This is a genomic window from Acidovorax sp. LjRoot74 (assembly GCF_964254355.1).
Classification (GTDB): Bacteria; Pseudomonadota; Gammaproteobacteria; order Burkholderiales; family Burkholderiaceae_C; genus Acidovorax.
In genome coordinates, this window is the sequence record NZ_CAXUTI020000001.1 from 841,099 (window position 1) to 865,568 (window position 24,470).

At 65.7% G+C, this 24,470-nt stretch carries 23 protein-coding genes; 13 read left to right on the forward strand and 10 right to left on the reverse strand.

The genetic code is table 11. The features are described from left to right. The 5 genes from ACSQ3O_RS03930 to ACSQ3O_RS03950 all read right to left on the reverse strand — a co-directional run bounded on the left by ACSQ3O_RS03930 (position 1) and on the right by ACSQ3O_RS03950 (position 6,077). On the reverse strand, positions 1 to 1,263 hold the full coding sequence (locus tag ACSQ3O_RS03930) for a YjgN family protein (protein ID WP_436137928.1): 1,263 nt from the start codon (positions 1,261 to 1,263) through the stop codon (positions 1 to 3). Positions 1,264 to 1,400: 137 nt separating this feature from the next. Next, on the reverse strand, positions 1,401 to 2,195 hold the full coding sequence (locus ACSQ3O_RS03935) for an rRNA pseudouridine synthase (RefSeq protein ID WP_436137929.1): 795 nt from the start codon (positions 2,193 to 2,195) through the stop codon (positions 1,401 to 1,403). A 35-nt stretch (positions 2,196 to 2,230) separates the two neighbouring features. After that, entirely contained in the window at positions 2,231 to 3,925 is a 1,695-nt protein-coding gene (locus ACSQ3O_RS03940; RefSeq protein ID WP_436137930.1) for an MBL fold metallo-hydrolase, read from the reverse strand. Positions 3,926 to 4,269: 344 nt separating this feature from the next. Then, a complete protein-coding gene (locus tag ACSQ3O_RS03945; RefSeq protein ID WP_436137931.1) occupies positions 4,270 to 5,022 on the reverse strand; it encodes a maleate cis-trans isomerase family protein in 753 nt (250 codons plus the stop codon). Positions 5,023 to 5,114: 92 nt separating this feature from the next. Further along, on the reverse strand, positions 5,115 to 6,077 hold the full coding sequence (locus ACSQ3O_RS03950) for a Bug family tripartite tricarboxylate transporter substrate binding protein (RefSeq protein WP_436137932.1): 963 nt from the start codon (positions 6,075 to 6,077) through the stop codon (positions 5,115 to 5,117). A 101-nt stretch (positions 6,078 to 6,178) separates the two neighbouring features. Here ACSQ3O_RS03950 and ACSQ3O_RS03955 point away from each other — a divergent pair, with 101 nt between their 5' ends. Continuing rightward, the gene (locus tag ACSQ3O_RS03955) at positions 6,179 to 7,048 is read left to right on the forward strand and encodes a LysR substrate-binding domain-containing protein (protein WP_436137933.1); all 870 of its coding nucleotides are present in this window, start codon (positions 6,179 to 6,181) and stop codon (positions 7,046 to 7,048) included. A gap of 7 nt (positions 7,049 to 7,055) precedes the next feature. On the opposite strand, the gene ACSQ3O_RS03960 is transcribed toward ACSQ3O_RS03955, so the two are convergent. Then, on the reverse strand, positions 7,056 to 8,258 hold the full coding sequence (locus ACSQ3O_RS03960) for an MFS transporter (protein WP_436137934.1): 1,203 nt from the start codon (positions 8,256 to 8,258) through the stop codon (positions 7,056 to 7,058). A gap of 123 nt (positions 8,259 to 8,381) precedes the next feature. Here ACSQ3O_RS03960 and ACSQ3O_RS03965 point away from each other — a divergent pair, with 123 nt between their 5' ends. After that, positions 8,382 to 9,266, forward strand: a complete 885-nt coding sequence (locus ACSQ3O_RS03965) for a LysR substrate-binding domain-containing protein (protein ID WP_436137935.1) — start codon at positions 8,382 to 8,384, stop codon at positions 9,264 to 9,266. Positions 9,267 to 9,291: 25 nt separating this feature from the next. On the opposite strand, the gene ACSQ3O_RS03970 is transcribed toward ACSQ3O_RS03965, so the two are convergent. Together ACSQ3O_RS03970 and ACSQ3O_RS03975 are read right to left on the reverse strand one after the other, a co-directional pair. Beyond that, entirely contained in the window at positions 9,292 to 9,489 is a 198-nt protein-coding gene (locus ACSQ3O_RS03970) for a hypothetical protein (protein ID WP_291437212.1), read from the reverse strand. Positions 9,490 to 9,602: 113 nt separating this feature from the next. Continuing rightward, positions 9,603 to 10,307 carry a glutathione S-transferase N-terminal domain-containing protein gene (locus ACSQ3O_RS03975; protein ID WP_436137936.1) on the reverse strand — a complete coding sequence of 235 codons (705 nt, stop codon included), beginning with the start codon at positions 10,305 to 10,307 and terminating at the stop codon, positions 9,603 to 9,605. Between the two features lie 92 nt (positions 10,308 to 10,399). On the opposite strand from ACSQ3O_RS03975, the gene dapF reads away from it, so the two are divergent. The 4 genes from dapF to lepB all read left to right on the forward strand — a co-directional run bounded on the left by dapF (position 10,400) and on the right by lepB (position 13,773). Then, positions 10,400 to 11,281 (forward strand): diaminopimelate epimerase, encoded by an 882-nt coding sequence (dapF, locus tag ACSQ3O_RS03980; protein WP_436137937.1) that lies wholly within the window; start codon positions 10,400 to 10,402, stop codon positions 11,279 to 11,281. Beyond that, the gene (locus ACSQ3O_RS03985; protein ID WP_137746952.1) at positions 11,278 to 11,970 is read left to right on the forward strand and encodes a DUF484 family protein; all 693 of its coding nucleotides are present in this window, start codon (positions 11,278 to 11,280) and stop codon (positions 11,968 to 11,970) included. The genes dapF and ACSQ3O_RS03985 overlap by 4 nt, the downstream gene beginning before the upstream one ends. Before the next feature lie 46 nt (positions 11,971 to 12,016). Continuing rightward, on the forward strand, positions 12,017 to 12,985 hold the full coding sequence (locus ACSQ3O_RS03990; protein WP_436137938.1) for a tyrosine recombinase XerC: 969 nt from the start codon (positions 12,017 to 12,019) through the stop codon (positions 12,983 to 12,985). Between the two features lie 119 nt (positions 12,986 to 13,104). Further along, entirely contained in the window at positions 13,105 to 13,773 is a 669-nt protein-coding gene (lepB, locus tag ACSQ3O_RS03995; RefSeq protein ID WP_137746950.1) for a signal peptidase I, read from the forward strand. Positions 13,774 to 13,926: 153 nt separating this feature from the next. Here lepB and ACSQ3O_RS04000 read toward each other — a convergent pair whose 3' ends face one another. Further along, positions 13,927 to 15,582 carry a methyl-accepting chemotaxis protein gene (locus ACSQ3O_RS04000; protein ID WP_436137939.1) on the reverse strand — a complete coding sequence of 552 codons (1,656 nt, stop codon included), beginning with the start codon at positions 15,580 to 15,582 and terminating at the stop codon, positions 13,927 to 13,929. A 31-nt stretch (positions 15,583 to 15,613) separates the two neighbouring features. Beyond that, on the reverse strand, positions 15,614 to 16,141 hold the full coding sequence (locus ACSQ3O_RS04005; RefSeq protein ID WP_436137940.1) for a chemotaxis protein CheW: 528 nt from the start codon (positions 16,139 to 16,141) through the stop codon (positions 15,614 to 15,616). A 217-nt stretch (positions 16,142 to 16,358) separates the two neighbouring features. On the opposite strand from ACSQ3O_RS04005, the gene ACSQ3O_RS04010 reads away from it, so the two are divergent. The 7 genes from ACSQ3O_RS04010 (at position 16,359) to mraZ (ending at position 24,470) form a co-directional block, all read left to right on the forward strand. Beyond that, the gene (locus ACSQ3O_RS04010) at positions 16,359 to 17,594 is read left to right on the forward strand and encodes a class I SAM-dependent rRNA methyltransferase (RefSeq protein ID WP_436137941.1); all 1,236 of its coding nucleotides are present in this window, start codon (positions 16,359 to 16,361) and stop codon (positions 17,592 to 17,594) included. Between the two features lie 111 nt (positions 17,595 to 17,705). After that, positions 17,706 to 18,773, forward strand: a complete 1,068-nt coding sequence (locus ACSQ3O_RS04015) for a CobW family GTP-binding protein (protein WP_137746946.1) — start codon at positions 17,706 to 17,708, stop codon at positions 18,771 to 18,773. Between the two features lie 178 nt (positions 18,774 to 18,951). Next, complete coding sequence (dksA, locus tag ACSQ3O_RS04020; protein ID WP_137746945.1) at positions 18,952 to 19,758, forward strand: RNA polymerase-binding protein DksA; 807 nt, start codon at positions 18,952 to 18,954, stop codon at positions 19,756 to 19,758. Between the two features lie 59 nt (positions 19,759 to 19,817). Next, positions 19,818 to 21,572: an STAS domain-containing protein gene (locus tag ACSQ3O_RS04025; RefSeq protein ID WP_436137942.1), complete on the forward strand. Its 1,755-nt coding sequence runs from the start codon at positions 19,818 to 19,820 to the stop codon at positions 21,570 to 21,572. Positions 21,573 to 21,801: 229 nt separating this feature from the next. Next, positions 21,802 to 22,365 (forward strand): ATP-dependent protease subunit HslV, encoded by a 564-nt coding sequence (hslV, locus tag ACSQ3O_RS04030; protein WP_300211774.1) that lies wholly within the window; start codon positions 21,802 to 21,804, stop codon positions 22,363 to 22,365. A 98-nt stretch (positions 22,366 to 22,463) separates the two neighbouring features. After that, positions 22,464 to 23,789 (forward strand): ATP-dependent protease ATPase subunit HslU, encoded by a 1,326-nt coding sequence (hslU, locus tag ACSQ3O_RS04035; RefSeq protein WP_436137943.1) that lies wholly within the window; start codon positions 22,464 to 22,466, stop codon positions 23,787 to 23,789. A 252-nt stretch (positions 23,790 to 24,041) separates the two neighbouring features. Continuing rightward, the gene (gene mraZ, locus ACSQ3O_RS04040; protein ID WP_436137944.1) at positions 24,042 to 24,470 is read left to right on the forward strand and encodes a division/cell wall cluster transcriptional repressor MraZ; all 429 of its coding nucleotides are present in this window, start codon (positions 24,042 to 24,044) and stop codon (positions 24,468 to 24,470) included.

The following is a 24,470-nucleotide window of genomic DNA, read 5'->3' on the forward strand; positions in this document are numbered from 1 at the left end:
TCAACCGATGAGGTCGAGGCCAGCAGCATCTGCCAGCGCATCGCCCAGGCCGCCCTGCTGCTGGCGCACCATGGCACCGGCCACCTGTTCCACGCCACCCTTGACGTGCAGGGTGACGGACTCGACCTTCATGCGGTATTCACTCACCCGCGCAAACGGGCGGTACAGGCCCAGCGTGAGCAGGGTGAGCAGGATGTTCTTGATGCGCAGCCACACATAGCTGCTGCTCTTGAGGCGGCTTTTGAAGCGGGCCACATGGCTCACGCCGATGTTGTTCCACATGAGCTGGAACATGCGCGCCTCACGGTAGGCCCGGGCGGGGGCCGAGGCCAGGATCAGCATGAAGAAACCCACCACGGCAGCCACGATGCCCACCACGATCATCCACAGGCCCATGCGCTCGCTCTGGCTGGCCATCAGCGCGATGGAGCTGCCCGCGAGCACGCCCACCAGGGCGGCGATGCCCACCACACACAGGATGAACACGGCCACAGTGGCCAGCCAGATCTTCACAAAGTCCATGTAGACCGGCTTCCAGCGGCCTTTTTCGGCGCCGATCTGGGCCTTGAGCACCAGCAGGCTCTTGAAGTTGTATTCCAGCCGGATGAAACACAGGATCGACAGCACCGGGCCCAGCAGCAGCAAGCCGCCCATGGCCGGGGTGAAGCTGGGCATGGGGGCTTTCTTGCCTTCTTCCTCGACGGCGTCCATGGCCTGCGCCAGGTCGGGTGAGAGCATCTGCAGGCCGAAGAACACGCCAAACCACACCAGTGCCAGTGCAAACACGGGCCAGCTGGCGATGTAAACCTCTTTCCAGCTCGCGGTGAACTGCAGCCGCAGGCCGCGCCAGCGCGTGGCCCCAAGGCGAAAACGCATGGCGCTGGCCCAGATGAACGGGGCCAGCGCCGCGCCCGCCAGAAGGAACAGTCCCACGGCCGTGTCCTGCCCGGTTCGGACGGCGATGTTGTAGGCAATGGTGAGCATCATCAGCATCACAAAACCCATCACCATCTTGCGCTGCTGCGCGGTGAATTCGAGGGGGCTGCCCGCCACCAGGGTGTGGCTGTAGAAATACTGGGCGGTGCGGCGCCGGGCCCAGGGGGTGTAGATGCCCAGCGTGACGATGGACAGCAGCACGTTGACGATCCACACCCGGAAATACTCGCCACCGCTGCCGGTGAATTCGATGGGGTGGGCATCGATGGCCTGTGGCATGAAGGTGGACATCGGCCCCGCCGTGCCACCGGATTGTTGTTGGTTCATGAACTCCCTCCTGAGTGCCGCGCAGTGTAGCAGCGGCCCCAGCGCAAGGGAATCATGAAAAAATGGCCGTCAGCGCTCGGCCATCATGCCTGGATAGCTATGTTTTCAGGAGCATATCTGGGCTGATTCATACCGCCTCAGAACTTCTCCCACGGCTGCAGGTAGCGCCATTGCCCCTCGGGCACCTTGGCCAGTGGCACGCGGCCGATGCGGATGCGCTTGATGCCCACCACCGAGAGGCTCACGGCATCGCACATGGCCGGAATCTGGCCTGGGCGAATGCCCTTGAGCGCAAAGCGCAGCTTGGTTTCGTTCTGCCAGCTCACCTTGATGGGCGGCAGCGGGCGGCCGTTGAAGCTCAGGCCATGGCACAGGCGCTGCAGGCCGTTGGGGGCGATGTCGCCCGCCACTTCGACGATGCACTCCTGCTCCAGCACCTCGATGTCTTCGGCCAGCTTGCGCGCGATGCGTTTGTCCTGCGTGTAGACCACGAGGCCGCTGGCCTCGGTGGGCAAGGGCGTGAAGCATTCGAGCTGCTTGAAGTGGCGCTGCAGCACGCGGATGCCCGAGGCGTCTTCGGGCAGGTGGGACGCGGCGCTGAGCAGCGTGAGCGCCTGTTGCGCCCCCTGGCTGCGGCTGGCGTGGGCCGCTTGCCCTGTGGGTGCGCCTGGCAGACCCAGGCCGGCTTCAAACCCTGCGGGCTTGTGCAGCAACAAGGTGACCGGGGTCAGCTCCAGCAGGCTGGCATCGGGTGCGACCGCTACCGTCTGATCGGGCCGCACGCGCGCGCCGGGGGCTTCCTCGATCTGGCCGTCCACGCTCACAAAGCCGCCCTCGATGAATTGCTCGGCCGTGCTGCGCGAGCAGTTCAGTTGTTCGGCCACGCGTTTGGCCAGGCGGATGTGGGTGGGGTCGGGGTTCTTCTCGGTCATTGAATCAGGGTGATTGTGTTTGGGTGTTCTTCGGTTCAGTTGTTGCCGGGGCGCTGGGAGCGGATGCGTTCCACATGCGCCAGCAGCGAGCGCTGCGCCACCGGCCACATGCGCGGCGGCACGTCGTCGTAGGCGTGGCGCACCCAGTCTTCCATGCTGCCCTGGGGCAGCGCCTGCATGGCGGCCAGCACCTTGGCCTCGCGCGCCAGGCGGTGGGCCTTGAGCTTGGCGATGGCGCCGCGCGCATCGCCGAGCACATAACCGTGCGCGGGCAGGATGAACTCCACGCCCTGCTCGGCGCAGACGGCGTCCAGCCGGTCCAGCGAATCCAGGTAGTCGGCCATGTTGCCGTCCGGTGGGTCCACCACGGTGGTGTTGCCGTTCAGGATGTGGTCGCCGCTGAAGAGCAGGCCGTCTTCCACCAGCAGCAGGCACAGGTGGTTGGCCGCGTGGCCGGGGGTGTGGATGACCTGCAGGGTATGGGTGATTTTGGCCTCTCCCGCGCCACCATTCAGCCTGAGTAGCTCATCATTTTGTAGCGCCCTGTCGGGCGTGAACTGGCTGGCGGCGCGCGCCGTGGGGGCCGAGGGCAGGCCCAGGATCGGCGGTTGGGGCCTGCCTGCCTGCACACACTGCGCCTGCAGCGGTGCTGCGCCGGGCGAATGGTCGGGGTGCGAGTGCGTGCAGACAATCATGCGGATGTCGCCGCCCGCAGCGCGCCAGAGTTTGTCCAGGTGCTCGGGGTCGGCCGGGCCGGGGTCGATGGCGATGAAACCCGTGGCCGGGTCGCCCACCAGGTAGCTGTTGGTGCCGGGGCCGGTCATCACGCCGGGGTTGGGGGCGGTGAGGCGCATCACATTGCGCAGCAGCGGCACGGGGCGCTCGGTCTGCCAGTCCAGCGGGTGCACGATCTGCCCGTCGGGGCAGACCAGGGCCAGCTCGCCGTAGGGCATGTCGCTTTCCATGTAGCGGGCCTCTTTGCCTGCCAGCGTGCCCGCGCGCGGGCAGCTGGTCCACAGCGGCGCTTCGCTTTTCAGCGCATCGAACACCGCCTGCGTGCTGCAAAACGCGGCCAGCCGCTGCAGGGTGCGGATGGTCGGGAAGATCATGAAGAACTGCCCTGCCTCGTGCCGCGCCAGCGCATCGGCCGGGCGCACCCACACGGGCTCAAACTGCTCGGCCTCGTCGGCCACGGGCTCCTGGCCCTCGGGCATGCGGGCGACGAGGAAGGGAACGTCAAAGCGGCGCGGCAGGTCGCGGTCGGTGATCCAGTGCGCGAGCAGAAACACGCCGTCGGCCGCCAGCCGCAGCCCGCGCGCGGCGCATTGCGCCACAAAGGGCTGGTGGCGGTCGATGGCGGCGATGTCCTGCGCATCGGCCATCTGCCCCTGGCGCGGGCCATCGGTATGGCGCGCGAGCAGGATGCCCAGCTCTTCAAAGCTCTCGCGGATGGCGGCGATCGCCTGCGTGAGGTGCAGGTCGCTCTGCGTGGGGCGGCAGTCAGCGGCCGCGTGGGTGTCGGGGGCCGCATCCAGCGCATCGATGCCGCCGCCGGGGAACACATAGGCGCCCGGAGCAAAGCTGGCTTTGTCGGAGCGCCGCGTCATCAGCACCTCGATCCCCCCCGCGCCGTCAGCGGCGGTGGCATCGCGCAGTAGCAGCACGGTGGCGGCGGGGCGGGTGGCGACGGGTTCGCGGAAGGGGTGGAGCTGTTGGGTGGAGCGAGGCATCGGGCCATTATCCGGCGTTGCCCCTAGGGCGTGTCATCAATCAATACCCCCACGCGAAAGCCATCCAGGCCGTGCAGTGCTAGGCGCCCTGAGTGCCGTGTAGCCCCGCTACACAAGCGAAGGGCAACGACGCAATGCGCGGCCTGGATGGCTTTCCCTCCGGGCTGACCCCGCAATGCGGCGTCTGCTTTGTCGCGTGGCTTGCCCATAGATGACTATGGGCTGCGCCCCGCTTCGCGCATCCATCCGCATTGCGGGGTCAGCGCGTGGGGGTATTGATTGATGACACGCCCTAGCTGCTTTCGGCTTCCGCCAAAGACGAAGCCTTTTGCTCCGCGCAGGGATCAGTAGGCGCCGGAGAGCAGCGCGCCTGCGTTGGGTACCCGCGTTTCCAGCCCCAGGCGCTTGAGCATCGCCCAGGTGGTGCATGCAGCGGCGGACACGACAGGAATGCCCAACTGGTCCTGTGCCATCTGCACGGACGCCAGCGAGGGCATCTGCACGCAGGCCGAGATCACCACCACATCCACGCCGCGCGTGTCCAGCCGTTGCACCAGCTCGGCCGGGGCGGCCGGGTCCTGTGCGCCCACCTGCAGGTTGTCGGCAATTTCCAGCGACAGGCTGTCGTGCACGGCAATGCCTTCGTGCTCGATGTAGTCCACCACCAGTTGGGTCAGCGGCTTCATGTACGGCGTGAGCACCGAGACCTTCTTCGCGCCCATGGCCTTGAGCCCTTCGACCAGTGCGCCTGCGCTGGACACCACGGGCGCGGGCTTGCCATTGGCCACGGTGACCTCGTGCAGCCGCTTTTCGGATGTGCGGTGGTAGCCCAGGCCCATGCTCATGATGGCCACGAGGCAGGCGTAGCCCATCACGTCCATCTTGCCGTCCGACAGCTCCAGCGCGCAGCGGTCAGAGTCGCGGTCCATCGCGGCCAGCTCTTCCTTGGTGACCTTTTGCATGCGCATGCGGCTGGCGTGGAAGCTGAAGCGCTCGGGCAGGATCTGCTCGCGGGCGCGCAGCATGGCCGGGATCTCGGTCTCCATGGTGGTGTTGGAGCTGGGCACGATCTGCCCGATGCGGTAAGTGCGTTGCATGGTGGTCTTTCAGGGATAGATGGGCAAAGCGCTGCCCAACCGGCGCGCAAAGCGCCGGGAATGGGAGTGCGCAGGGGATGTTTGTGGGCCGGTCAGTCGGCCTTGATGCCGGCGGCCTTGATGGTCTTGGCCCAGTAGGCGGTTTCGGTCTTCACCAGCTCACCCAGCGCGTCGGGCGGCAGGTAGCGCAGTTCGATGCCCGCCGCGTCGGCGCGCTGGCGTGTCTCGGGCATGTCCAGCGCCTTCTTCACATCGGCTGTGAGCTTGGCCACCACGGCGGGTGGCGTGGCGGCCGGGGCGAACAGGCCCACCCAGGCTTCGAGCTTGAAGTCGGGCATGCCGGCCTCGGCCACGGTGGGCACGTTGGGAAGACCGGGGTGGCGCTTGGTGCCGGTCACGGCAAAGGCCTTGAGCTTGCCACTCAGCACATGCTGCATGACCGACGGTGGCGTGGTGATGAACACCTGCACCTGGCCCGCCAGCACATCGGCCACCGCAGGGCCCGAGCCACGGTAGGGGATGTGGGTCATGAAGGTGCCGCTCTGCTGCTTGAGGATCTCGGTGCCGATGTGCGACAGCGAGCCGTTGCCCTGCGAGGCGTAGTTCACCTTGCCCGGGTTGGCCTTGAGGTACGCGATGAATTCCTTGAGGTTGTTGGCTGGCACCGAGGGGTGAGCGGCAATCACGTTGGTGGCCACGGTGAGCAGCGCGATGGGGGCGAAGTCCTTGGCCTCCCAGGGCAGACTGGGGGTGAGCGCCGGGTTGCCCACGTGGTAGGCCGAGTACGAGATCAGCAGGTTGTAGCCATCGGCCTTGGCGCGGGCCACGGCGCCATAGGCCACGTTGCCGCTGCCGCCTGCCTTGTTGTCGATCACCACGGGCTGGCCGATCACACGGGCCAGCGGCTCGTTGAGCAGGCGGGCCGAGGTGTCCACCACACCGCCGGGCGGGTTGGGCACGGTGAGCGTGATGGCTTTGCTGGGGTAGTTGTCTTGCGCCATGGCCAGGCTGGAAAGAGCGAGCGTGGCTGCCATCAGGCTGTGTGAAATCTTCATGGGTGTCTCCGCCGGGTTGTTGTGGTCTGGGCGTATTGTCGAAACGGCGGGGTTTACAGTCCAATATATTGTTGGTCTTGATCTAGATCGGAAAAGTATCAATGGAACTGCGCCACCTGCGTTACTTCGTCGCCCTGGCGGAAGAGCTGAGCTTCACACGTGCCGCGCAGCGCCTGCATGTCTCGCAGCCGCCGCTGAGCCTGCAGATCGCCCAGCTGGAACAAGAACTGGGCGCCCAGCTCTTCGTGCGCACCAGCCGACGCGTGGAGCTGACGCTGGCAGGCCAGGCCTATCTGGTGGATGCGCGTGCGGTGCTGGAGCGGCTGGACACGGCGCGCCAGCGTGTGGCGGCCATCGGCCAGGGGCAGGCCGGGCGCATCGAGGTGGGGCTGTCGGGCTCACATTTCCTCGGGCCGTTTCCGGCGGCGCTGGCGCGCTACCGGCAAAGCCACCCGGGCGTGGACGTGGTGCTGCACGAGATGCAGCCCTCGCTGCAGCAGGCGGCACTGCGCGACAAGCGCATCGATGTGGGCATCTCGCGCACGGCAGTGAATGACGACCAGCTCGCCAGCACCCTGCTGTGGCCCGACCCTGTGGTGGCTGCTTTGCCGCCCGGCCACCCACTCGCAGCGCGCAAGGCGCTGGCCTTGAAGGACCTGCGCAGCGAGCCCTTTGTGATGCTGCGCCGTGATTCATCGGCCCATGCCGAGCACATGGTGCAGTGCTGCGTGCAGGCGGGCTTTGCGCCCCGGGTGGCGCAGACCACGGTGGAGCTGGCGGCTGTGCTGAGCCTGGTGGCGGCTGGGCTGGGCGTGGCCCTGGTGCCGTCGTCCCTGGGCATGCTGTTCGGGCCGCGCGTGGTGTTCAAGCCCCTGGGCGCCAAGGCACCGCGCGCCGATGTGCATGCGGTGCAGCGGCGCGACGACCTGCTGGGCGTGGTGCCGGCTTTTGTGCGGGTGATGGCGGGCTGACGTGGGCTCAGTGCCCCGCAGGCACCACACCAGCGGCACGCACGGGGATGCCGCTGCGCCGGTCCAGCACGCCGCTCCAGTGCGTGAGGGCCAGCGACACCAGCACCACCAGCGCACCGATCCACGGCGTGTGCTGCAGGCCCAGGTGCGTCACCATCAGGCCTCCGGCCCACGCGGCGCCTGCAATGCCCAGGTTGAAGGCAGCGATGTTCAGGCCCGAGGCCACGTCCACCGCTTGCGGCGTGAAGCGCTCGGCCTGCTTGACCACATACACCTGCAGCCCCGGCACATTGCCGAATGCCACGGCGCCCCACAGCAGCACGGTGCCCACGGCCAGCCAGGGGTGGGGCGCGGTGAACTGCAGCAGCAGCAACACGGCCGCCAGCAGCGCAAAGATGATGCGCAGCGCAGGAATGGGGCCCAGTCGGTCGGCCAGCTTGCCGCCCCAGAGGTTGCCCACGGCCACGGATACGCCGTACACCAGCATCACCCAGCCCACGGCACGGGCGCTGAAGCCCGAGATGTCGGTGAGGATGGATGCGAGAAAGGTGAACGGAATGAAGGTGCCGCCGTAGCCAATGGCCGTCTTGGCGTACACCAGCAGCAGACGGGGCTCGACCAGCACCTGGGCCTGTTGCGCCAGCGAAGCGGGGGGCGTGTGGGCGATGTGGCGGGGCACAAAGACTGCACTGCCGATGAAGGCCACCATCCCCAGGACCGACACGGCCAGAAAGGTCTCGCGCCAGCCGAAATGCTGGCCGATGAAAGTGCCCAGTGGCACGCCGGTGACCATGGCCACCGTGAGGCCGGTGAACATGATGGCGATGGCGCTCGCGGCCTTCTCGCGCGGCACCAGGCCGGTGGCGATGGTGGAGCCGATCGAGAAGAACACGCCATGTGCCAGCCCGGTCAGGATGCGCGCGGCCACCAGCGTCTCATAGCTGGGGGCCTGCCAGGCCAGCAGGTTGCCGGCGGTGAACAAGGCCATCAGCGCCAACAGCAGCGCCTTGCGCGGCAGCTTGCCGGTGAGTGCGGTGAGTACCGGGGCGCCGACGGCGACCCCCAGGGCGTACAGGCTGACCAGCAGGCCCGCCGAGGGGATGCTGATGGAAAGGTCTGCCGCCACGGTGGGCAGCAGGCCAACGATCACGAACTCGGTCGTGCCGATGGCAAATGCGCTGAGCGTCAGCGCGAGCAAGGCAATGGGCATGGGAACACTCCAGTTTTCAGGCTTTCGGGCTGTGGAGTGTGGGTGTTTAAGTCTTGCTGAAAAAGATAGTTATGTGCCATTGATAATTGATTTGAAATCAACAATCAAGCGCCAGGAGTCCCCATGAAAACCACGCTGGAAGAACTGCAGGCCTTTGTGGCCGTGGTGGACGGCGGTTCGATCACGGCCGCAGCCGACACCCTGGGCCAGACCGTCTCGGGCATCAGCCGGGCGCTGGCGCGGCTGGAGAAAAAGCTGGACACCACGCTGCTGCGCCGCACCACGCGCCGCACCGAGCTGACGGAGGAGGGCCAGGCCTTTTTGCAGCGCACGCGCGCCATCCTGGCCTCCATCGACGACGCCGAGGAGCACATGGCCGCGCGCCGCCAGCAGCCCGCCGGCCGCCTGCGGGTGAATGCGGCCACGCCGTTCATGCTCCATGCCGTGGTGCCCCTGGTGCCAGCGTTTCGCAAGGCCTATCCGCAAATCACGCTGCAGCTGGACACGGACGAGACATACATCGACCTGCTGGAGCGGCGCACGGACGTGGCCATTCGCATCGGGCAGCTTCCCGACTCCACCCTGCACGCGCGCCCCCTGTGCACCAGCCGCCTGCGGGTGCTGGCCAGCCCTGACTACCTGGCGCGGACGGGCAGGCCCAAGAGCGTGGCGGACCTGGCCCGGCACACGCTGCTGGGCTTCAACCAGCCCGAGTCGCTCAACCAGTGGCCGCTGCGGGGCGCGCATGGTGATGCCTGGCCCATCGTGCCCAGCCTCACAGCATCGAGCGGCGAAACGTTGCGCCAGCTCGCGCTGCAGGGGGTGGGCATTGTGTGCCTGTCGGACTTCATGACCGCTGGCGACCGCGCGCGCGGCGATCTGGTGCAGGTGCTGGCCAAGGACACGGTGGAGGTGCGCCAGCCCATCAGCGCGGTGTATTACCGCAACACGCAGCTGGCGGCACGCATCGCGTGTTTTCTGGATTTCTTGCAGGAGCGTCTGGGCTGAGCAGACCTGTCTTGCAGGCCCGCCGTCAGCGCAAGGCGCGCAGTTGCTGCAGGCGCTGCAGCACGGCGTCGATGACGGCGTTGGCGCCCTCCACATCGCAGCTCCACAGCATTTCCAGCAACTCGATCAGCGCGATGGCGTTGGTTTCCTGCAGCGCTGCGCGGGCGGCAGCCTGCAGGTCGTGCAGGTCCAGATCCTGAAGAACATCAACGGTCAATCCCATGGGGTGCTCCCTGTTTTTTTGAGGAGGCCCATGGTAGGTGCGTGGCGGCCGGGTGCCGGGCTGCGCGGCATGATCAAGATCAAGGGCGGATGAGAAACCCGGCGCCCTGGCCGTCAGCCGCGTGCCGGAATTGCCAGCCCCCGGGCCACCGCCGGGCGGGCCACGAAGGCGGCGAGCACGCGCTGCACTTCCTTGAACTGGCCAAACTCCACCAGTTCGCCCGCGCCGTAAAAGCCCACCAGGTTGCGCACCCAGGGAAGGATGGCGATGTCGGCGATGGTGTACTGGTCACCCATCACCCACTGGCGGCCCGCAAGGCGTTCGTCCAGCACCTTGAGCAGGCGCTTCGATTCGGCCACATACCGGTCGCGTGGACGCTTGTCTTCATAGTCCTTGCCCGCAAACTTGTGGAAAAAGCCGAGCTGGCCAAACATGGGGCCTACACCACCCATCTGCCACATCACCCACTGCAGGGTTTCGTAGCGTCCGACGGTGTCTTGTGGCATCAATTGGCCGGTCTTGCTGGCCAGGTAGACCAGGATGGCGCCGGACTCGAACAGCGCCAGCGGCTTTCCATCCGGCCCGTTCGGGTCCAGGATGGCCGGGATCTTGTTGTTGGGGTTGAGCGAGAGGAATTCGGGCGAGGTCTGGTCGTTGGTCTCAAAGCTCACCAGGTGGGGCTCGTAGGGCAGGCCCAGTTCTTCGAGGGCAATCGACACCTTCACGCCGTTGGGCGTGGGCAGCGAATACAGCTGCAGGCGGTCGGGATGCTGGGCTGGCCACTTGCGGGTGATGGCAAAAGCGGAAAGATCGGTCATGCGCGGTTCCTGAAAAGCCGGGGGACGAATGGAGTGGCGAAGCCTACCCTCGCGCGCGGTTTGGCGCAGGGCCGGGGCCATAATCCCTTCCCATGCAGATTCGCTTTACCAAAATGCAAGGCGCGGGCAACGATTTCGTGGTGCTCGACGAAACCCAGGGCCGCCTGGGGCTGTCTGCGGCGCAATACCGCTTTCTGGCCGACCGCCACTTTGGCGTGGGTGCCGACCAGATCCTCACCGTGCGGCCCTCGCCGGGTGAAGGCATCGACTTCGAATACGTGATCCACAACGCCGATGGCGGCGAGGTGGAGCAGTGTGGCAACGGCGCGCGCTGCTTTGCGCGCTTTGTGCACGACAAGGGGCTCACCGGCAAGGACCAAATCCGTGTGCAGACCCAAAGCGGCGTGATCGCCCCGCGCCTCACGGCCGATGGCCGCGTCACCGTGGACATGGGGCGCCCCGAGTTCGACCCTGCCAAGGTGCCGTTTGATGCATCCGGCCTGGAGCCCGTGGCGCAAGGTTTGGGGCAAAAATGGCCGTTACCGCCTGATGGTAAAGCGCTTTCAGCTATTGTTTTGGTAGCGGTTGTGTCCATGGGCAACCCCCATGCCGTGCAGCTGGTGGACGACGTGGACACCGCGCCCGTGCTGGAGACCGGCCCGCTCATCGAAAGCCACGCACGCTTTCCGCAGCGGGTGAATGCGGGCTACCTGCAGATCGTGGACCGCCGCCATGTGCGCCTGCGTGTGTTTGAGCGCGGCGTGGGCGAAACCCTGGCCTGTGGCACCGGTGCCTGCGCAGCGGTGTCGGCAGGCATCCGCCTGGGCCTGCTGGACCCCGAGGTGCACGTGGACACGCGCGGCGGCCGCCTCACCATTGCCTGGAGCGGCCAGGAGGCCGATTCCGTTTTCATGACCGGCCCCGCCACCACGGTGTTCGAAGGCCAGATCGACATTCCTGACACCCTCGTATGACGACCTCCCACATCCCACCGATCACCGAAGACGACATCGCCCAGTTCCTGACCAACACCCCTGGCTTCTTCGAGCGCCATGCCGAGGTGCTGGCCAGCGTGCAGATCACCAGCCCCCACGGCGCGCGCGCCGTGAGCCTGCAGGAGCGCCAGGCCGAGATGCTGCGCGAAAAGATCAAGGGCCTGGAGCACCGCATCATGGAGATGGTGCGCAACAGCACCGAAAACGCCGCCATTGCCCACAAGGTGCACCAGTGGACGGGCGCGTTGCTGCAGGTGAAGGACCCGTTCGACCTGCCCCAGGCCGTGGTTGATGGGGTGCGCATCCTGTTTGATGTGCCCCAGGCCACCGTGCGTGTGTGGGACGTGGCCGGCCCTTACATCGATGCCGACTTCACCCAGGGCGCAAGCGAGGATGCGCGCGCGTTTGCCTCGTCCCTGACCATGCCGTTTTGTGGCCCCAACCTGGGCTTTGAGCCCGCGGGCTGGCTGGCGCAGGAGGCGGGCGAACCGGCACAGTCGCTGGCGCTGCTGCCGCTGCGCGCGGGCGCCATCGACAGCGCCACGCCCGCATTTGGCCTGCTGGTGCTGGGCTCGCACGACCCGCAGCGCTTTGACGCCACCATGGGCACGGACTTCCTGTCGCGCATGGCTGAGCTGGCCAGCGCCGCCCTGCTGCGGCTGAAGTAATCCCACCCACGCGCAGCAACCCGTTGGGCGTCCAGCCAAGGCAAGCATGTCTGACACGCCCACCGTCCCCGACCCCCATGTGCTGCGCTACCTGGAGCATGTGCGCGTCGAAAAGCGGCTGGCCGCGCGCACGCTCACGCTCTACACCCTCGATCTGGAAAAGCTGGCGCAGTTCGCGGCGGGCGTGAATGTGCCGCTCTTGCAACTCACCAGCGCGCACATCCGCCGGTTTGTGGCGCAGATGCACAGCGCGGGGCGCAGCGGGCGGGGCATTGCGCTCATCCTCTCGGGCTGGCGCGGTTTTTTCACCTGGGCCGGGCGGCAGGGGCTGGTCCCGCACAACCCCGTGCAGGACGTGCGCGCCCCCAAGGCGCCCAAGCCGCTGCCCAAGGCGCTGGGCGTGGACGACGCCGTGCGCCTGGCCGAGTTTGACAACACCGGCGCCGACCCCTGGCTCGAAGCGCGCGACGCGGCCATGGTCGAGCTGCTGTATGGCTGTGGTCTGCGTGTGGGCGAGCTGGCGGGGCTGGACGCCGTCCCCAACGCCGACACCCAGCGCTTGGGGCGCGGCTGGATCGATCTGCAGGCGGGCGAGGCCCATGTGTTTGGCAAAGGCAGCAAGCGCCGCAGCGTGCCCGTGGGCAGTGCCGCCACGGCCGCGCTGCAGGCCTGGCTGGCCATCCGCGCCACGCCGTTTGGTGGCGAGGGCTCGGCACGGCTGGATGCCGCGCTGTTTGTGGGCCAGCGCGGCGCGCGGCTCACGGCGCAGGCCATCTGGCTGCGCCTGCGCCAGCGCAGCCAGCAGGCAGGGCTGACCACACCGGTGCACCCGCACATGCTGCGCCACTCGTTTGCCAGCCACCTTCTGCAAAGCAGCGGCGACCTGCGCGCGGTGCAGGAGCTGCTGGGCCACGCCAACATCACCACCACGCAGGTTTACACGCGGCTCGACTTTCAGCACCTGGCCAAGGTCTACGACGCCGCCCATCCGCGCGCGCGCAAAAAGCCGCCCTGAGCCGCTGCGCGGCTTTTCAGGGGGATGGCGCAACCGGCTGCCTGCCGGGTGGAACCAAGTGGCCACCCGGCGCCTCCGACCAAACTGGCGTCCGCTGCGGGCGCCCTGGAGTTGTCGTCATGCTGCTGAACTGGATCAAATCGAACCGGTGGTTCATCGTGCTGTTGTTGTGCTTCGGCGTTTTTCGCACTGCTGTGGCCGATTGGAACCCCATCCCCTCGGGCTCGATGCGGCCCACGCTGCTGGAAGGGGACGTGGTGCTGGTCAACCGCCTGGCCTACGACCTCAAGCTGCCGCTCACCGACGTGATACTGGCGCACATCGACGACCCGCAGCGCGGCGATGTGGTCACCTTCTCGTCACCGCTGGATGGCACCCGCCTGATCAAACGCATTGCCGCTTTGCCCGGCGACACGGTGGAGATGCGCAACGAGGTGCTCTACATCAACGGCCAGGCGGCCGAATACGACATGCCCGATTCTGTGCAAGAGGCGGTGCTGCCGGGCCACACGCTCACCGCCACGCGCTGGACGGAGCGCCTGCTGGGGCATGAGCGCCGCGTGCAGTGGCTGCAGGGCGTGACAGCGCGCAGCAGCTTCGATCCGGTGCAGGTGCCCGAGGGCGAGTACCTGGTGCTGGGTGACAACCGGGACAACAGCGCCGATTCGCGCTACATCGGCCTGGTGCCGCGCCATCTGCTCATCGGGCAGGCGCACCGCGTGCTGCTGTCGGCCGATGTACTGGGCCACTGGGCGCCGCGCCTGGAGCGCTTTGGCCAGGCGCTGTAGTCCGGTTCATCCACGGCGTGACCTGCCTGGTTAAGAGGGGCCAAAAAACTCAGCGAAGCGGCACTGGCTAGGCGTTTCGCCGCAGGCAGTACAGCCAGTACGACAAGGCGAGACAACGACGCCAGGGGCGTTTTGTTAGCCGCGCTGAGCCGCTCAGGCGGCCGCCATCGGCAGATGGGCGTGGCCCAGCAAGGGGCGGCGTACGGGGCGGTGTTGCACGACAGCGCGTGGCTCCTGGACGGGCGTCTGGGCTTGGTCCTGGCCATCAGGCAGCTTGAAGGTGGCGACCGTGTGGACCAATTCGCCCGCCTGCTGGTTCAGGCTGGCAGCGGCGGCGGCCATTTCTTCCACCAGGGCAGCGTTTTGCTGTGTGGCCTGGTCCATCTGCGTTACGGCCTCGTTGATCTGGTCTACGCCCTGGCTTTGTTCGGTGCTGGCGGCACTGATCTCGCCCATGATGTCGGTGACACGGCGGATGGAGGCGACGACCTCGCTCATGGTCTGACCGGCGCGGTTCACCAGGGCCGAGCCGGCTTCCACGCGCTCCACGCTGGTCCCGATCAGGCCCTTGATCTCGCGGGACGCCTCGGCCGAGCGGCTTGCCAGCACGCGCACCTCGGTGGCAACCACGGCAAAGCCCCGGCCCTGGTCGCCTGCGCGGGCGGCCTCCACGGCAGCGTTCAGCGCCAGGATGTTGGTCTGGAACGCGATGGAGTCGATGACACCAATGATTTCGGAGATCTTGTTGCTGCTGTCGTTGATGTCCTTCATGGTGCTCACCACATCTGCCACCACCTCGCCACCTTGCACGGCAATCGATGTGGCGGCCTGGGCCAGCTGGTTGGCCTGGCGCGAGTTGTCGGCGTTCTGGCGCACGGTGGCGTTGAGCTGCTCCATGGAGGCGGCGGTTTCCTGCAGTGCGCTGGCCTGTTGCTCCGTACGGGCCGACAGATCGTTGTTGCCCTGTGCGATTTCGGCCGATGCGTAGGAAACGCTGTCACTGTTGGTCCGCACCTGGCCGACCAGATGCACCAGTGACTGCTGCATCTCCTGCAGGGCCTGCAGCAATTGTGCGGCTTCGTTGGTGCCACGGTAGGTGATGGGCAGGCTCAGGTCCCCGGCCGCCACAGCGCGGGCAGCATCCACCGCACGGCGCAGGGGGGCGGTGGTGGAGCGCACGATGCCAAAACCAATCGCCGCACCGGCCACCAGGGCCAGCCCCGTGAGCGCCAGCACAGACACGTTCAGCGTGGACACAGCCGCCACGGCATCGCCCTGGGCCGTCTTCGCCAGCGACTCCTGGAATTCGATCAGACCGTCCAGGGCATCAAAGTACGCCTTTCGCGGCGCCGCCATGGACCCTGTCAGGACGGCCCGTGCATCGTCCATCCGGCCGGCGGTCAGCAGTTCGGAGTAGCGCGACAACTGCGCGGCGTACTCACCGCGTGCGCGCAGGGTTTCGGCCAGCGCGGCCTTGCCTTGGGGCGTGGTGATCTGCTGTGCGAGGGTTTCGAACAGCTGCGTGATCTGTTGGCGCTTGGCGTTGATGGTGGCCTGGTGCCGTTGCACGTTTTCGGGGCTGGTATCCAGCAGCATCTGCGTGAGGGCCAGCTCGACCCCGGTTGCGTCTTCCTTGGCCACATGCAGGTGCAGCACCTTGGGAAAGCGGTCGTCAATGATGGAGTGAAAGGCTTTGTCAGCGCTGCTTGCCAGCACCACCGACAGCGTGCCCATGAGGCCGATGAGCAGCGCCATGAAGCCGAAGCCCAGCGTGAGGCGGGTCGAAATCTTCAGGTCATTGAATTTCATGGTGTGTCCAGTTTTTGGGGTATGGGGCCGTTCAGTGGGTGGTGGCAAGGGCTTCGCCCTCCACCGATCTGGCAAGGAATTTCTCGATGTCCAAGAGGATCAGCATGCGCGGGCCCACCGAGCCGATGGCCAGCAGGTGTTCGGGCTTGACGTTGCCGCGCAGGGCGGGCACGGGGCGCAGCTGTTCGCGCTCCAGAGTGAGTACATCGGAGACCCCGTCCACCACCACGCCCACCGTCCGCTGGCCGATGTGCAGCACGATCACTACCTTCAGGTGGTCGTATTGCACGGCTGTCTGTCCCAGCTTCAGGCGCAGGTCGATGATGGGCACGATCACGCCGCGCAGGTTCATCACGCCCTGGAGTTCGCCCGTGGCATTGGCGATGGTGGTGGGCTTTTCGTACGAGCGGATCTCCTGCACGCGCAGGATGTCCACCCCGTATTCCTCGTTCCCGATCTTGAACGCCAGAAACTCGCGCAGGTCGGTCATGGTGGCCTGTGCGGCGCCGGGCGCTGGTGCCAGTCGGGTGGCAGGGGGAAGAGCGTGGGTTGTGGTCATGTTTGATAAAAATGATATTTTCCGAAATTCTAAATTTGATAAATCATATTTGTCAAATAAAAGTGCAAATTTGATAAATCGCGGAGAGGCAAGGGCGGCTGTTGTGTCGCATTGCCCAAGTCCCCATTGGGGCGTGAAGGCCGCTGGATGCAGAGGGCATCGCTGTTTTTGAGCGGTCCGGGACCGAGGCCGGCTCCCAACCCGCACAATCCGGGGCATGAAAACCCTCCGCCTTCGCCCTGGCAAAGAGCGCTCGCTCTTGCGCCGCCATCCCTGGATTTTTGAATCGGCCATCGCCAAAGGCGGCGGCGACAGTGGCGAGACCGTGCGTGTGGAGTCGCACGAGGGCCAGTTCCTGGCCTGGGCCGCTTTCAGCCCCAGTTCGCGCATTCGCTCGCGGGTGTGGAGCTTTGACGAGGCGCAGCGCATTGATGCTCCATTTTTTATAGCTGCTTGCGCACGATCCATCATCGCCAGAGCCCGTTTTGACGTGCAAAGTGATGGTGTTCGTCTGGTGCATGGCGAGTCCGATGGCCTGCCTGGGCTCATCGTGGACCGCTATGGCGATACGCTGGTGGCGCAGTTCACCAGTGCGGGCACGGAGCGCTGGAAAAGCGTGATTGCCGATGCGCTGCTGCGCGAGACGGGCCTGACCAAGCTGTATGAGCGTTCGGACGCCAGCGTGCGTTCGCTGGAGGGCCTGGAGCCCGCCACCGGCTGGCTGCGCGGCGGGCCCACGGGCGCGGCGGGCGATGGCGAAGGGCCACCGCTGGAGCTGACGATCCGCGAGCACCAGTGGCGCCTGACCCTCAACATCGCTGAGGGCCACAAAACGGGCTTTTATCTGGACCAGCGCGACAGCCGCAAGCGCTTTGCCGACTACACGCAGCGCCTGGGCTTCAAACATGTGCTCAACTGCTTTTGCTACACCGGCGGCTTCAGCGTGGCAGCGCTGGCGGGCATGCGTGCGGCGGGCGCAGCAGCCGATGGGCATGTGACGTCCATTGACTCGTCCGGCCCCGCCTTGGAGCGCGCCCGTGCGCACGTGGCGCTCAACGGGTTCGACCCGAACCGCGCAAGCTTTATGGACGCTGATGTGAACGCCTCGCTGCGCCAGTTCCTCAAGGAAGGCCAGCGCTTCGACGCCATCATCCTGGACCCGCCCAAGTTCGCGCCCACGGCGGCCCACGCCGAACGGGCAGCCCGCGCCTACAAGGACATCAACCGGCTAGCGCTGCAGCTGCTGTCGCCTGGCGGGGTGCTGTTCACCTTCTCATGCTCGGGCGGTATCAGCGCCGACCTGTTCCACAAGATCGTGGCGTCGGCCGGCGCGGATGCAGGAGTGGACGGCTACATCCTGGAGCGCCTGGGCGGCGCGCCCGACCACCCGATGACGCTGGAGTTCCCGGAGGGCGAGTACCTCAAGGGGCTGGTGGTAATGCGCAAGGGGTGAACGTTCCGGCGTCAGCAGGGGCTTGACAGCCTCGGTAAACTGAAAAGCGCTCCCTGACCGGGCCCCTGCGGCCTGCAGCGCAAGTATTTGATCCCCTTGAAAGACAGATTTATGGCACTGATCCCCGTCACCATCCTCACCGGCTTCCTGGGCTCGGGCAAAACCACGCTGCTCAAGCGCCTGCTCTCCGAAGCCCATGGCCAGAAGATCGCCGTGATCGAGAACGAGTTCGGTGAAGAGAACATCGATAACGACATCCTGGTGACCGAGTCCAAGGAGCAGATCGTGCAGATGAGCAACGGCTGCATCTGCTGCACCATCCGCGAAGACCTGCGCGAGACGCTGCAGCTGCTGGCGGCCAAGAAGCGCAAGAACCTGCTCGAATTCGACCGCATCGTGATCGAAACCACCGGCGTGGCCGACCCAGGCCCGGTGGCGCAGACCTTCTTTATGGACGAGGAGATCGCCGAGACCTACCTCATCGACTCCATCATCACCCTGGTGGATGCCAAGCATGCACCGCAGCAGCTTAACGACCGCCAGGAGGCGCGCCGCCAGGTGGGTTTTGCGGACCAGATTTTCCTGTCCAAGACCGACCTGGTATCCAAGGAAGAGACCGAGGCGCTGACCCATCGCCTCAAGCACATGAACCCGCGTGCGCCTATCAAGGCCGTGCACTTTGGCGAAGTGCCTTTGAGCGAGGTGCTGGACCTGCGCGGCTTCAACCTCAACGCCAAGCTCGACATCGACCCGGACTTCCTCAAGGAGGAGGGCGATGACCATGGCCATGACCATCATGATCACGACCATGAACATGGCGAGCACTGCAACCATCCCTCGCACCAGCACGACCACGGGCATGGCCACCACCATCACCATGACGACGATGTGAAGAGTTTTGTCTACCGCTCGGAGCGCCCGTTCGACCCGGCAAAGCTTGAAGACTTCCTCGGAGCGATTGTCAACATTTATGGCCCGCGCATGCTGCGCTACAAAGGCGTGCTTAATATGAAGGGCACCGAGCGTAAGGTGATCTTCCAGGGCGTGCACCAGCTCATGGGCAGCGACCTGGGCCCCCAGTGGGCCGAGGGCGAGCCAAGGATGAGCAAGATGGTCTTTATCGGCATCGACCTGCCCAAGGACATCTTCCTGCAGGGGCTGGAGCAGAGCCTGGTCTGAGCCTTTCGCCGGTGCGTGGGCGCCGATTCGGCCCGATTTGTGTTGTATCTGCAACGTTTCCGTTTGCGTCAGCCCAGGTCGATACAATCGCGCCCCGGTAAAACCACCCAAGGCTTGCCACCAGTCCCGGGCCGTGAGAGCGGCCAAGGGCCCGCCCGTACAGCGAGGAGACCAGGAAGTGAAAGCCGACACCAGCAAACCCAAGGCGGCCACGAAGGCAACCAAGCCCGCCGCTGCAGCCCCTGCGGTAGCGCCCAAGGCAGCAGCCAAGGCCGCTGTGGCCAAAGTGGCCGCAGCCGCTCCCAAGGCTGTTGTGGCCAAGGCCGCCAGTCCCGCCGCAGCGCCCGTGGCAGCCCCTGCTGCCCCGGTCGATCCACAGGTACCCGTGCGCACAACCCGGCCTTCTTCCCGATTGGCCCAATTGACCGTACCATCCATGGCACAGGCAGTGGCTTCCACCGCTGCCAAAGCCAGTTATCTACATACCATGCCCACGACCGCGCAAGCGCAGCCCACTTTCACGGCTGCCAAAAAAGACCCCAAGCTGGCGAACAACTGGAAGACCAAGTCCGCCGCCGAGTTGACCGACGCTGAAGTCATGGCCATGCCCGACAGCGAGTACATGAACGACAAGCAGATGGCGTTTTTCCGCCTCAAGCTCGTTCAGCTCAAGCAGGACATCCACAACAGCGCTGGCGAAACCACCGAGCACCTGCGGGAAGACACCGTGGTGGTGCCCGACCCGGCCGACCGCGCCACGATCGAAGAAGAGCACGCCCTGGAGCTGCGCACCCGCGACCGCGAGCGCAAGCTGCTCAAGAAGATCGAGCAATCCATCGCCCGCATCGACGCTGGCGACTACGGCTATTGCGACGAGACCGGTGAGCCCATCGGTACGGGCCGCCTGATTGCCCGCCCCACGGCCACGCTGTCGCTGGAAGCGCAGCAGCGCCGCGAACTCAAGCAGAAGATGTTCGGAGACTGATCCGGCCGCCCTGGCCTGATGACGATCATCGCTGCGCACTCTCTCCTCTACCCTGAGCCATGAGCAAGGAAGAAACCACCCCCGGCGGCCTGCTATCAAAGGTGGTTCGGTTCGTGAAAAACCCGACCGTCAACTGGACGGAGCTGGACTCCATCCAGGACGACCGGGAGAGCCAGTACAGCAAGCAGATGCTCAAGGAGATGATCGAGCGCAAGCGCCGCAACGACTTTGTGCGGCGCCGCGAGTTCGATCAGCTACGCAAGCTGCGCCAGCGTGAAGTGCTGCAAGGCCAGCGCGTGGAAGACGCGGCAGGCCGTCCCTCGTTCTTCCAGAGCAGCATGGCCTCGCCCGATGAGCGCGCCGTCACGCTCAAGAAGATCGACGAGATCGAGGCGCAGATGTCGCAGCAGTGGTGGAAGAGCAAGCAGGGCGCCGACGCACCCACCCAGTCTGGTGTGATGCCCGAATCCAGTGCGGAGCCCTCCGACTCCGCCCACGCCCGGGCTTATGCCCCCACGGCACCTGGCAGCCTGCCTGCGCCGCTCGATAACAAAGCCGCTGTCCAGCCGCTGTTTGCGGACGACAGCATGGCCATTGGCAAGTTTGGTGGCACCGACGCGCAGATGCTTGCCGGCAGCCAACACCCTGTCGAGGCGTCCTTCAGCCCTGCGGCCCCTGCGGCATCGCCCGCGACCGCATTCGAACCGGAGGAATTCGTGCACGAACCCGACCTAGAAGAAGCCGCCATCCGGTTTGCCAATGGTGACCACGCGGGTGCAGAGTCCGGACTGCTGGATGTGCTGGCCCAGCACCAGCAGGACGAGCCCGAACAGCAGCTCGAAATCTGGATGACGCTGTTTGACCTGTACCGCGCCACCGGACAACACGATCGTTTCGATGCGCTGGCCATCGACTTTGCGGCCCAGTACAGCCGCTCGGCCCCCCTGTGGTTCTCGATACCCGAGCAATTGGGCTTGGTGGCAGCAGCCGTGCCCGCTGCGGGCGCCGTGGAAGCCGCGCCTGCGCCTGGCATGCGCCGCGATTTCAGCTGGAATGCGCCCCCCACCCTGGCGGTGTCGTCGGTGGCGGCACTGCAGGCCTCGCTGGCGCGCGCAGCCTCCCCCTGGACGTTGTCCTGGTCGCGCCTCACTGGCATCGACGAGGCGGCGGTGCCCCTCTTGGCTGATCTGGTCTCGCAGTGGTCTGACCGCGAAGGCCAGTTGGTGTTCTCGGGGGTAGAGAAGCTCAACGCACTGATGGACGCCAAGACCCAGTCGGGCGACCGGTCCAACAGCCCTGAATGGTGGCGCCTGCGCATGGCCATGATGCGGCTCATGGGCAAGCCCGATGAGTTCGAGCTGGTGGCGCTGGACTACTGCGTGACCTACGAGGTTTCGCCCCCGTCCTGGGTGTCGCCGCGCTGTGGGTATTCCGACAACGAAGGTGTGTCCTCCGGCGCAGCACCCCTGGCGGCCGACAGTGACTTCATGGCCTCCGACCTGGGTGAGCTGTCGGCCCCGGCGCCGCTGGAGTCCGGGCCCGTGGCGCAGCTCAGTGGCCACATTGACGGCGATGCCACGCCGCTGCTGCAGCCATTCGAGGCTTTCCTGCGGCCGGGCGTGCCCCTGACCATCGCCTGCGACAAGCTCATCCGCGTGGATTTTGCGGCGGCTGGCTCGGTGCTCAACTGGGCGGCCGAGCAGCAAGGGCATGGCCATGTGGTCCAGTTCCACAACCTGCAGCGGCTGGTGGCGATTTTCTTCAACGTGATCGGCATCAACGAGCACGCCTGGGTGGTTCCACGAAAGAACTGACTCCCCCTGAGTCGCTTCGCGCCTTCCCCCTCTCTCGCTGCGCGGGAGGGTGACGCCCCCAGCGCACGCAAGCGAAGCGCCGCATCCGCAGCTTGGCGGCCCTTGCGCGGGGGCGCTGGCCTGGGCCGTGCCAGTAGCGTGAGCCGCCTGACAGTGGCTTAGATTTGCGCACGGCATGCGGTGCCACCTTGGCTTGAAAGTGGCGCCCGTGCCCCCATCTTCCGCAGCTATGGACTCATCTCAAAACACCCCGGTGTTCCACGGCACCACCATCCTCAGCGTGCGCCGCCAGACGCCCGCAGGCATCCAGGTCGCCATTGGCGGCGACGGTCAGGTCACCCTGGGCAACATCGTGGTCAAGGGCACGGCGCGCAAGGTGCGCAAGCTGTACCACGGCAAGGTGCTGGCAGGTTTTGCGGGCGCCACGGCCGATGCCTTCACGCTGTTCGAGCGGTTTGAAGCCAAACTGGAAAAACACCAGGGCCACCTGACGCGCGCAGCCATCGAACTCACCAAGGACTGGCGCACCGACCGCGTGCTGCGCCGACTCGAAGCCATGCTGGCCGTGGCCGACGCAAGCGCCTCGCTCATCATCACGGGCAATGGCGACGTGCTGGAGCCTGAGCAGGGCATCGTGGCGATCGGTTCGGGCGGCGCCTACGCGCACTCGGCCGCCAAGGCGCTGCTGGTGAACACCGATCTGTCCGCGCAGGAGATCGTGAAGAAGTCGCTCGAAATCGCGGGCGAACTCTGCATCTACACCAACATGAACCACACCATCGAAACGCTGTAAGGCGGCGAGGTGCGTTTACTCCCATTTTGATAGCTGACTGCGCTTATCCATTGCGCGCAGACGGCTGTTTTTGCTTTGAATTTGAAGGCAGGCCCCGCATGTCCTCCATGACCCCCCAGGAAATCGTCTCCGAACTCGACCACCACATCGTGGGCCAGGCCAGCGCCAAGCGCGCCGTGGCCATTGCGCTGCGCAACCGCTGGCGCCGCCAGCAGGTCGAAGGCAGCCTGCGCCACGAGATCACGCCCAAGAACATCCTCATGATCGGCCCCACGGGCGTGGGCAAGACCGAGATTGCCCGGCGCCTGGCGCGGCTGGCCGATGCGCCCTTCATCAAGGTCGAGGCCACCAAGTTCACCGAGGTGGGCTATGTGGGCAAGGACGTGGATTCCATCATCCGCGATCTGGCCGAGATGGCCGTCAAGCAGACGCGCGAGGCAGAGGTGAAGAAGGTGCGCATGCGTGCCGAAGACGCCGCCGAGGAGCGCATTCTGGATGTCCTGATCCCACCCGCCCGGGCCGCCACGGGCGCCGAGCCTGCGGCCGACAGCACCGCCCGGCAGGTGTTCCGCAAGAAGCTGCGCGAGGGCGCTCTGGACGACAAGGAAATCGAGATCGACGTTGCCGAAGCCCGCGCGCCGCTGGAGATCATGGGGCCCCAGGGCATGGAGGAAATGACCGAGCAGCTGCGCGGCATGTTCAGCCAGATGGGCCAGGACCGGCGCCGCGCGCGCAAGCTCAAGATCGCGGAAGCGCTCAAGCTGCTCACCGATGAAGAGGCGGGCAAACTCGTGAACGAGGAAGAGATCAAGACCCGCGCCGTGGCGAATGCCGAGCAGAACGGCATTGTCTTCATCGACGAGATCGACAAGGTGGCTGCGCGCCAGGAAAGCAGCGGCGCCGATGTGTCACGCCAGGGCGTGCAGCGCGACCTGCTGCCGCTGGTGGAAGGCACGACGGTGTCCACCAAGTACGGCATGATCAAGACGGACCACATCCTGTTCATCGCTTCGGGCGCGTTCCACCTGTCCAAGCCCAGCGACCTGATCCCGGAGTTGCAAGGGCGTTTCCCGATCCGTGTGGAGCTGGAGTCGCTGTCGGTGAAGGACTTCGAGGCTATCCTCACGCAGACGCACGCATCGCTGGTCAAGCAGTACCAGGCTCTGCTGGCCACAGAAGGGGTCACGCTGGAGTTTGCGCCCGAAGGCATCACGCGCCTCGCGCACATTGCCTTCGAGGTGAACGAGCGCACCGAAAACATCGGTGCGCGCCGCCTGTCCACGGTGATGGAGCGCCTGCTGGACGAGGTGAGTTTTGACGCCACGCGCCTATCCGGGCAGACCATCACCATCGACGCCGCCTACGTCGATGCCCGCCTGCAGACCCTGAGCCAGGACGAAGACCTGTCACGCTACATCCTGTGACGATACGGCCCGGCCTTGAGAGGTCACTTTCATAGGCTTCCGTAAGTTCTTCTTTTTCAACAACTTTTGGCACTTTGCGGTCTGCAAAGTCGCGTCTAAGTCGTTGATTTCATTACCAAAGTTTGGTGGACGCCCTGTTGTTCGGTGTGCTTTTCCTGCTACAGTGCAAAAAAGTGCAATTAAGTGGTGAAAAGTGCCCTCAAAGTCCGCTTCTGGACCTGCGAGGCGCAAAACCGAACTGGGAATCTGTCCGTGTTTCAAGGTGCCTCGTCGCTAAGTCTCGATGCGAAGGGTCGGCTGTCCGTGCCGACCCGGCATCGTGACGTGCTCACGGCCACCGCATCGGGCCAGCTCACGATCACCAAACACCCGCACGGCTGCCTGATGGTGTTCCCCCGCCCCGAGTGGGAGAAGTTCCGCGAGCGCATCGCCCAGCTGCCCATGTCCGCCCAGTGGTGGAAGCGCATCTTTCTGGGCAACGCCATGGATGTGGAGATGGACGCCACGGGCCGCGTGCTGATTTCGCCCGAGCTGCGCGAAGCCGCCGGGATTTCCAGGGACACCATGCTGCTGGGCATGGGCAACCACTTCGAACTCTGGGACAAGGCCACCTACGACGAGCAGGAGGCCAAGGCCATGCAGGGCGAGATGCCGGATGTCTTCAAGGACTTCTCCTTCTGA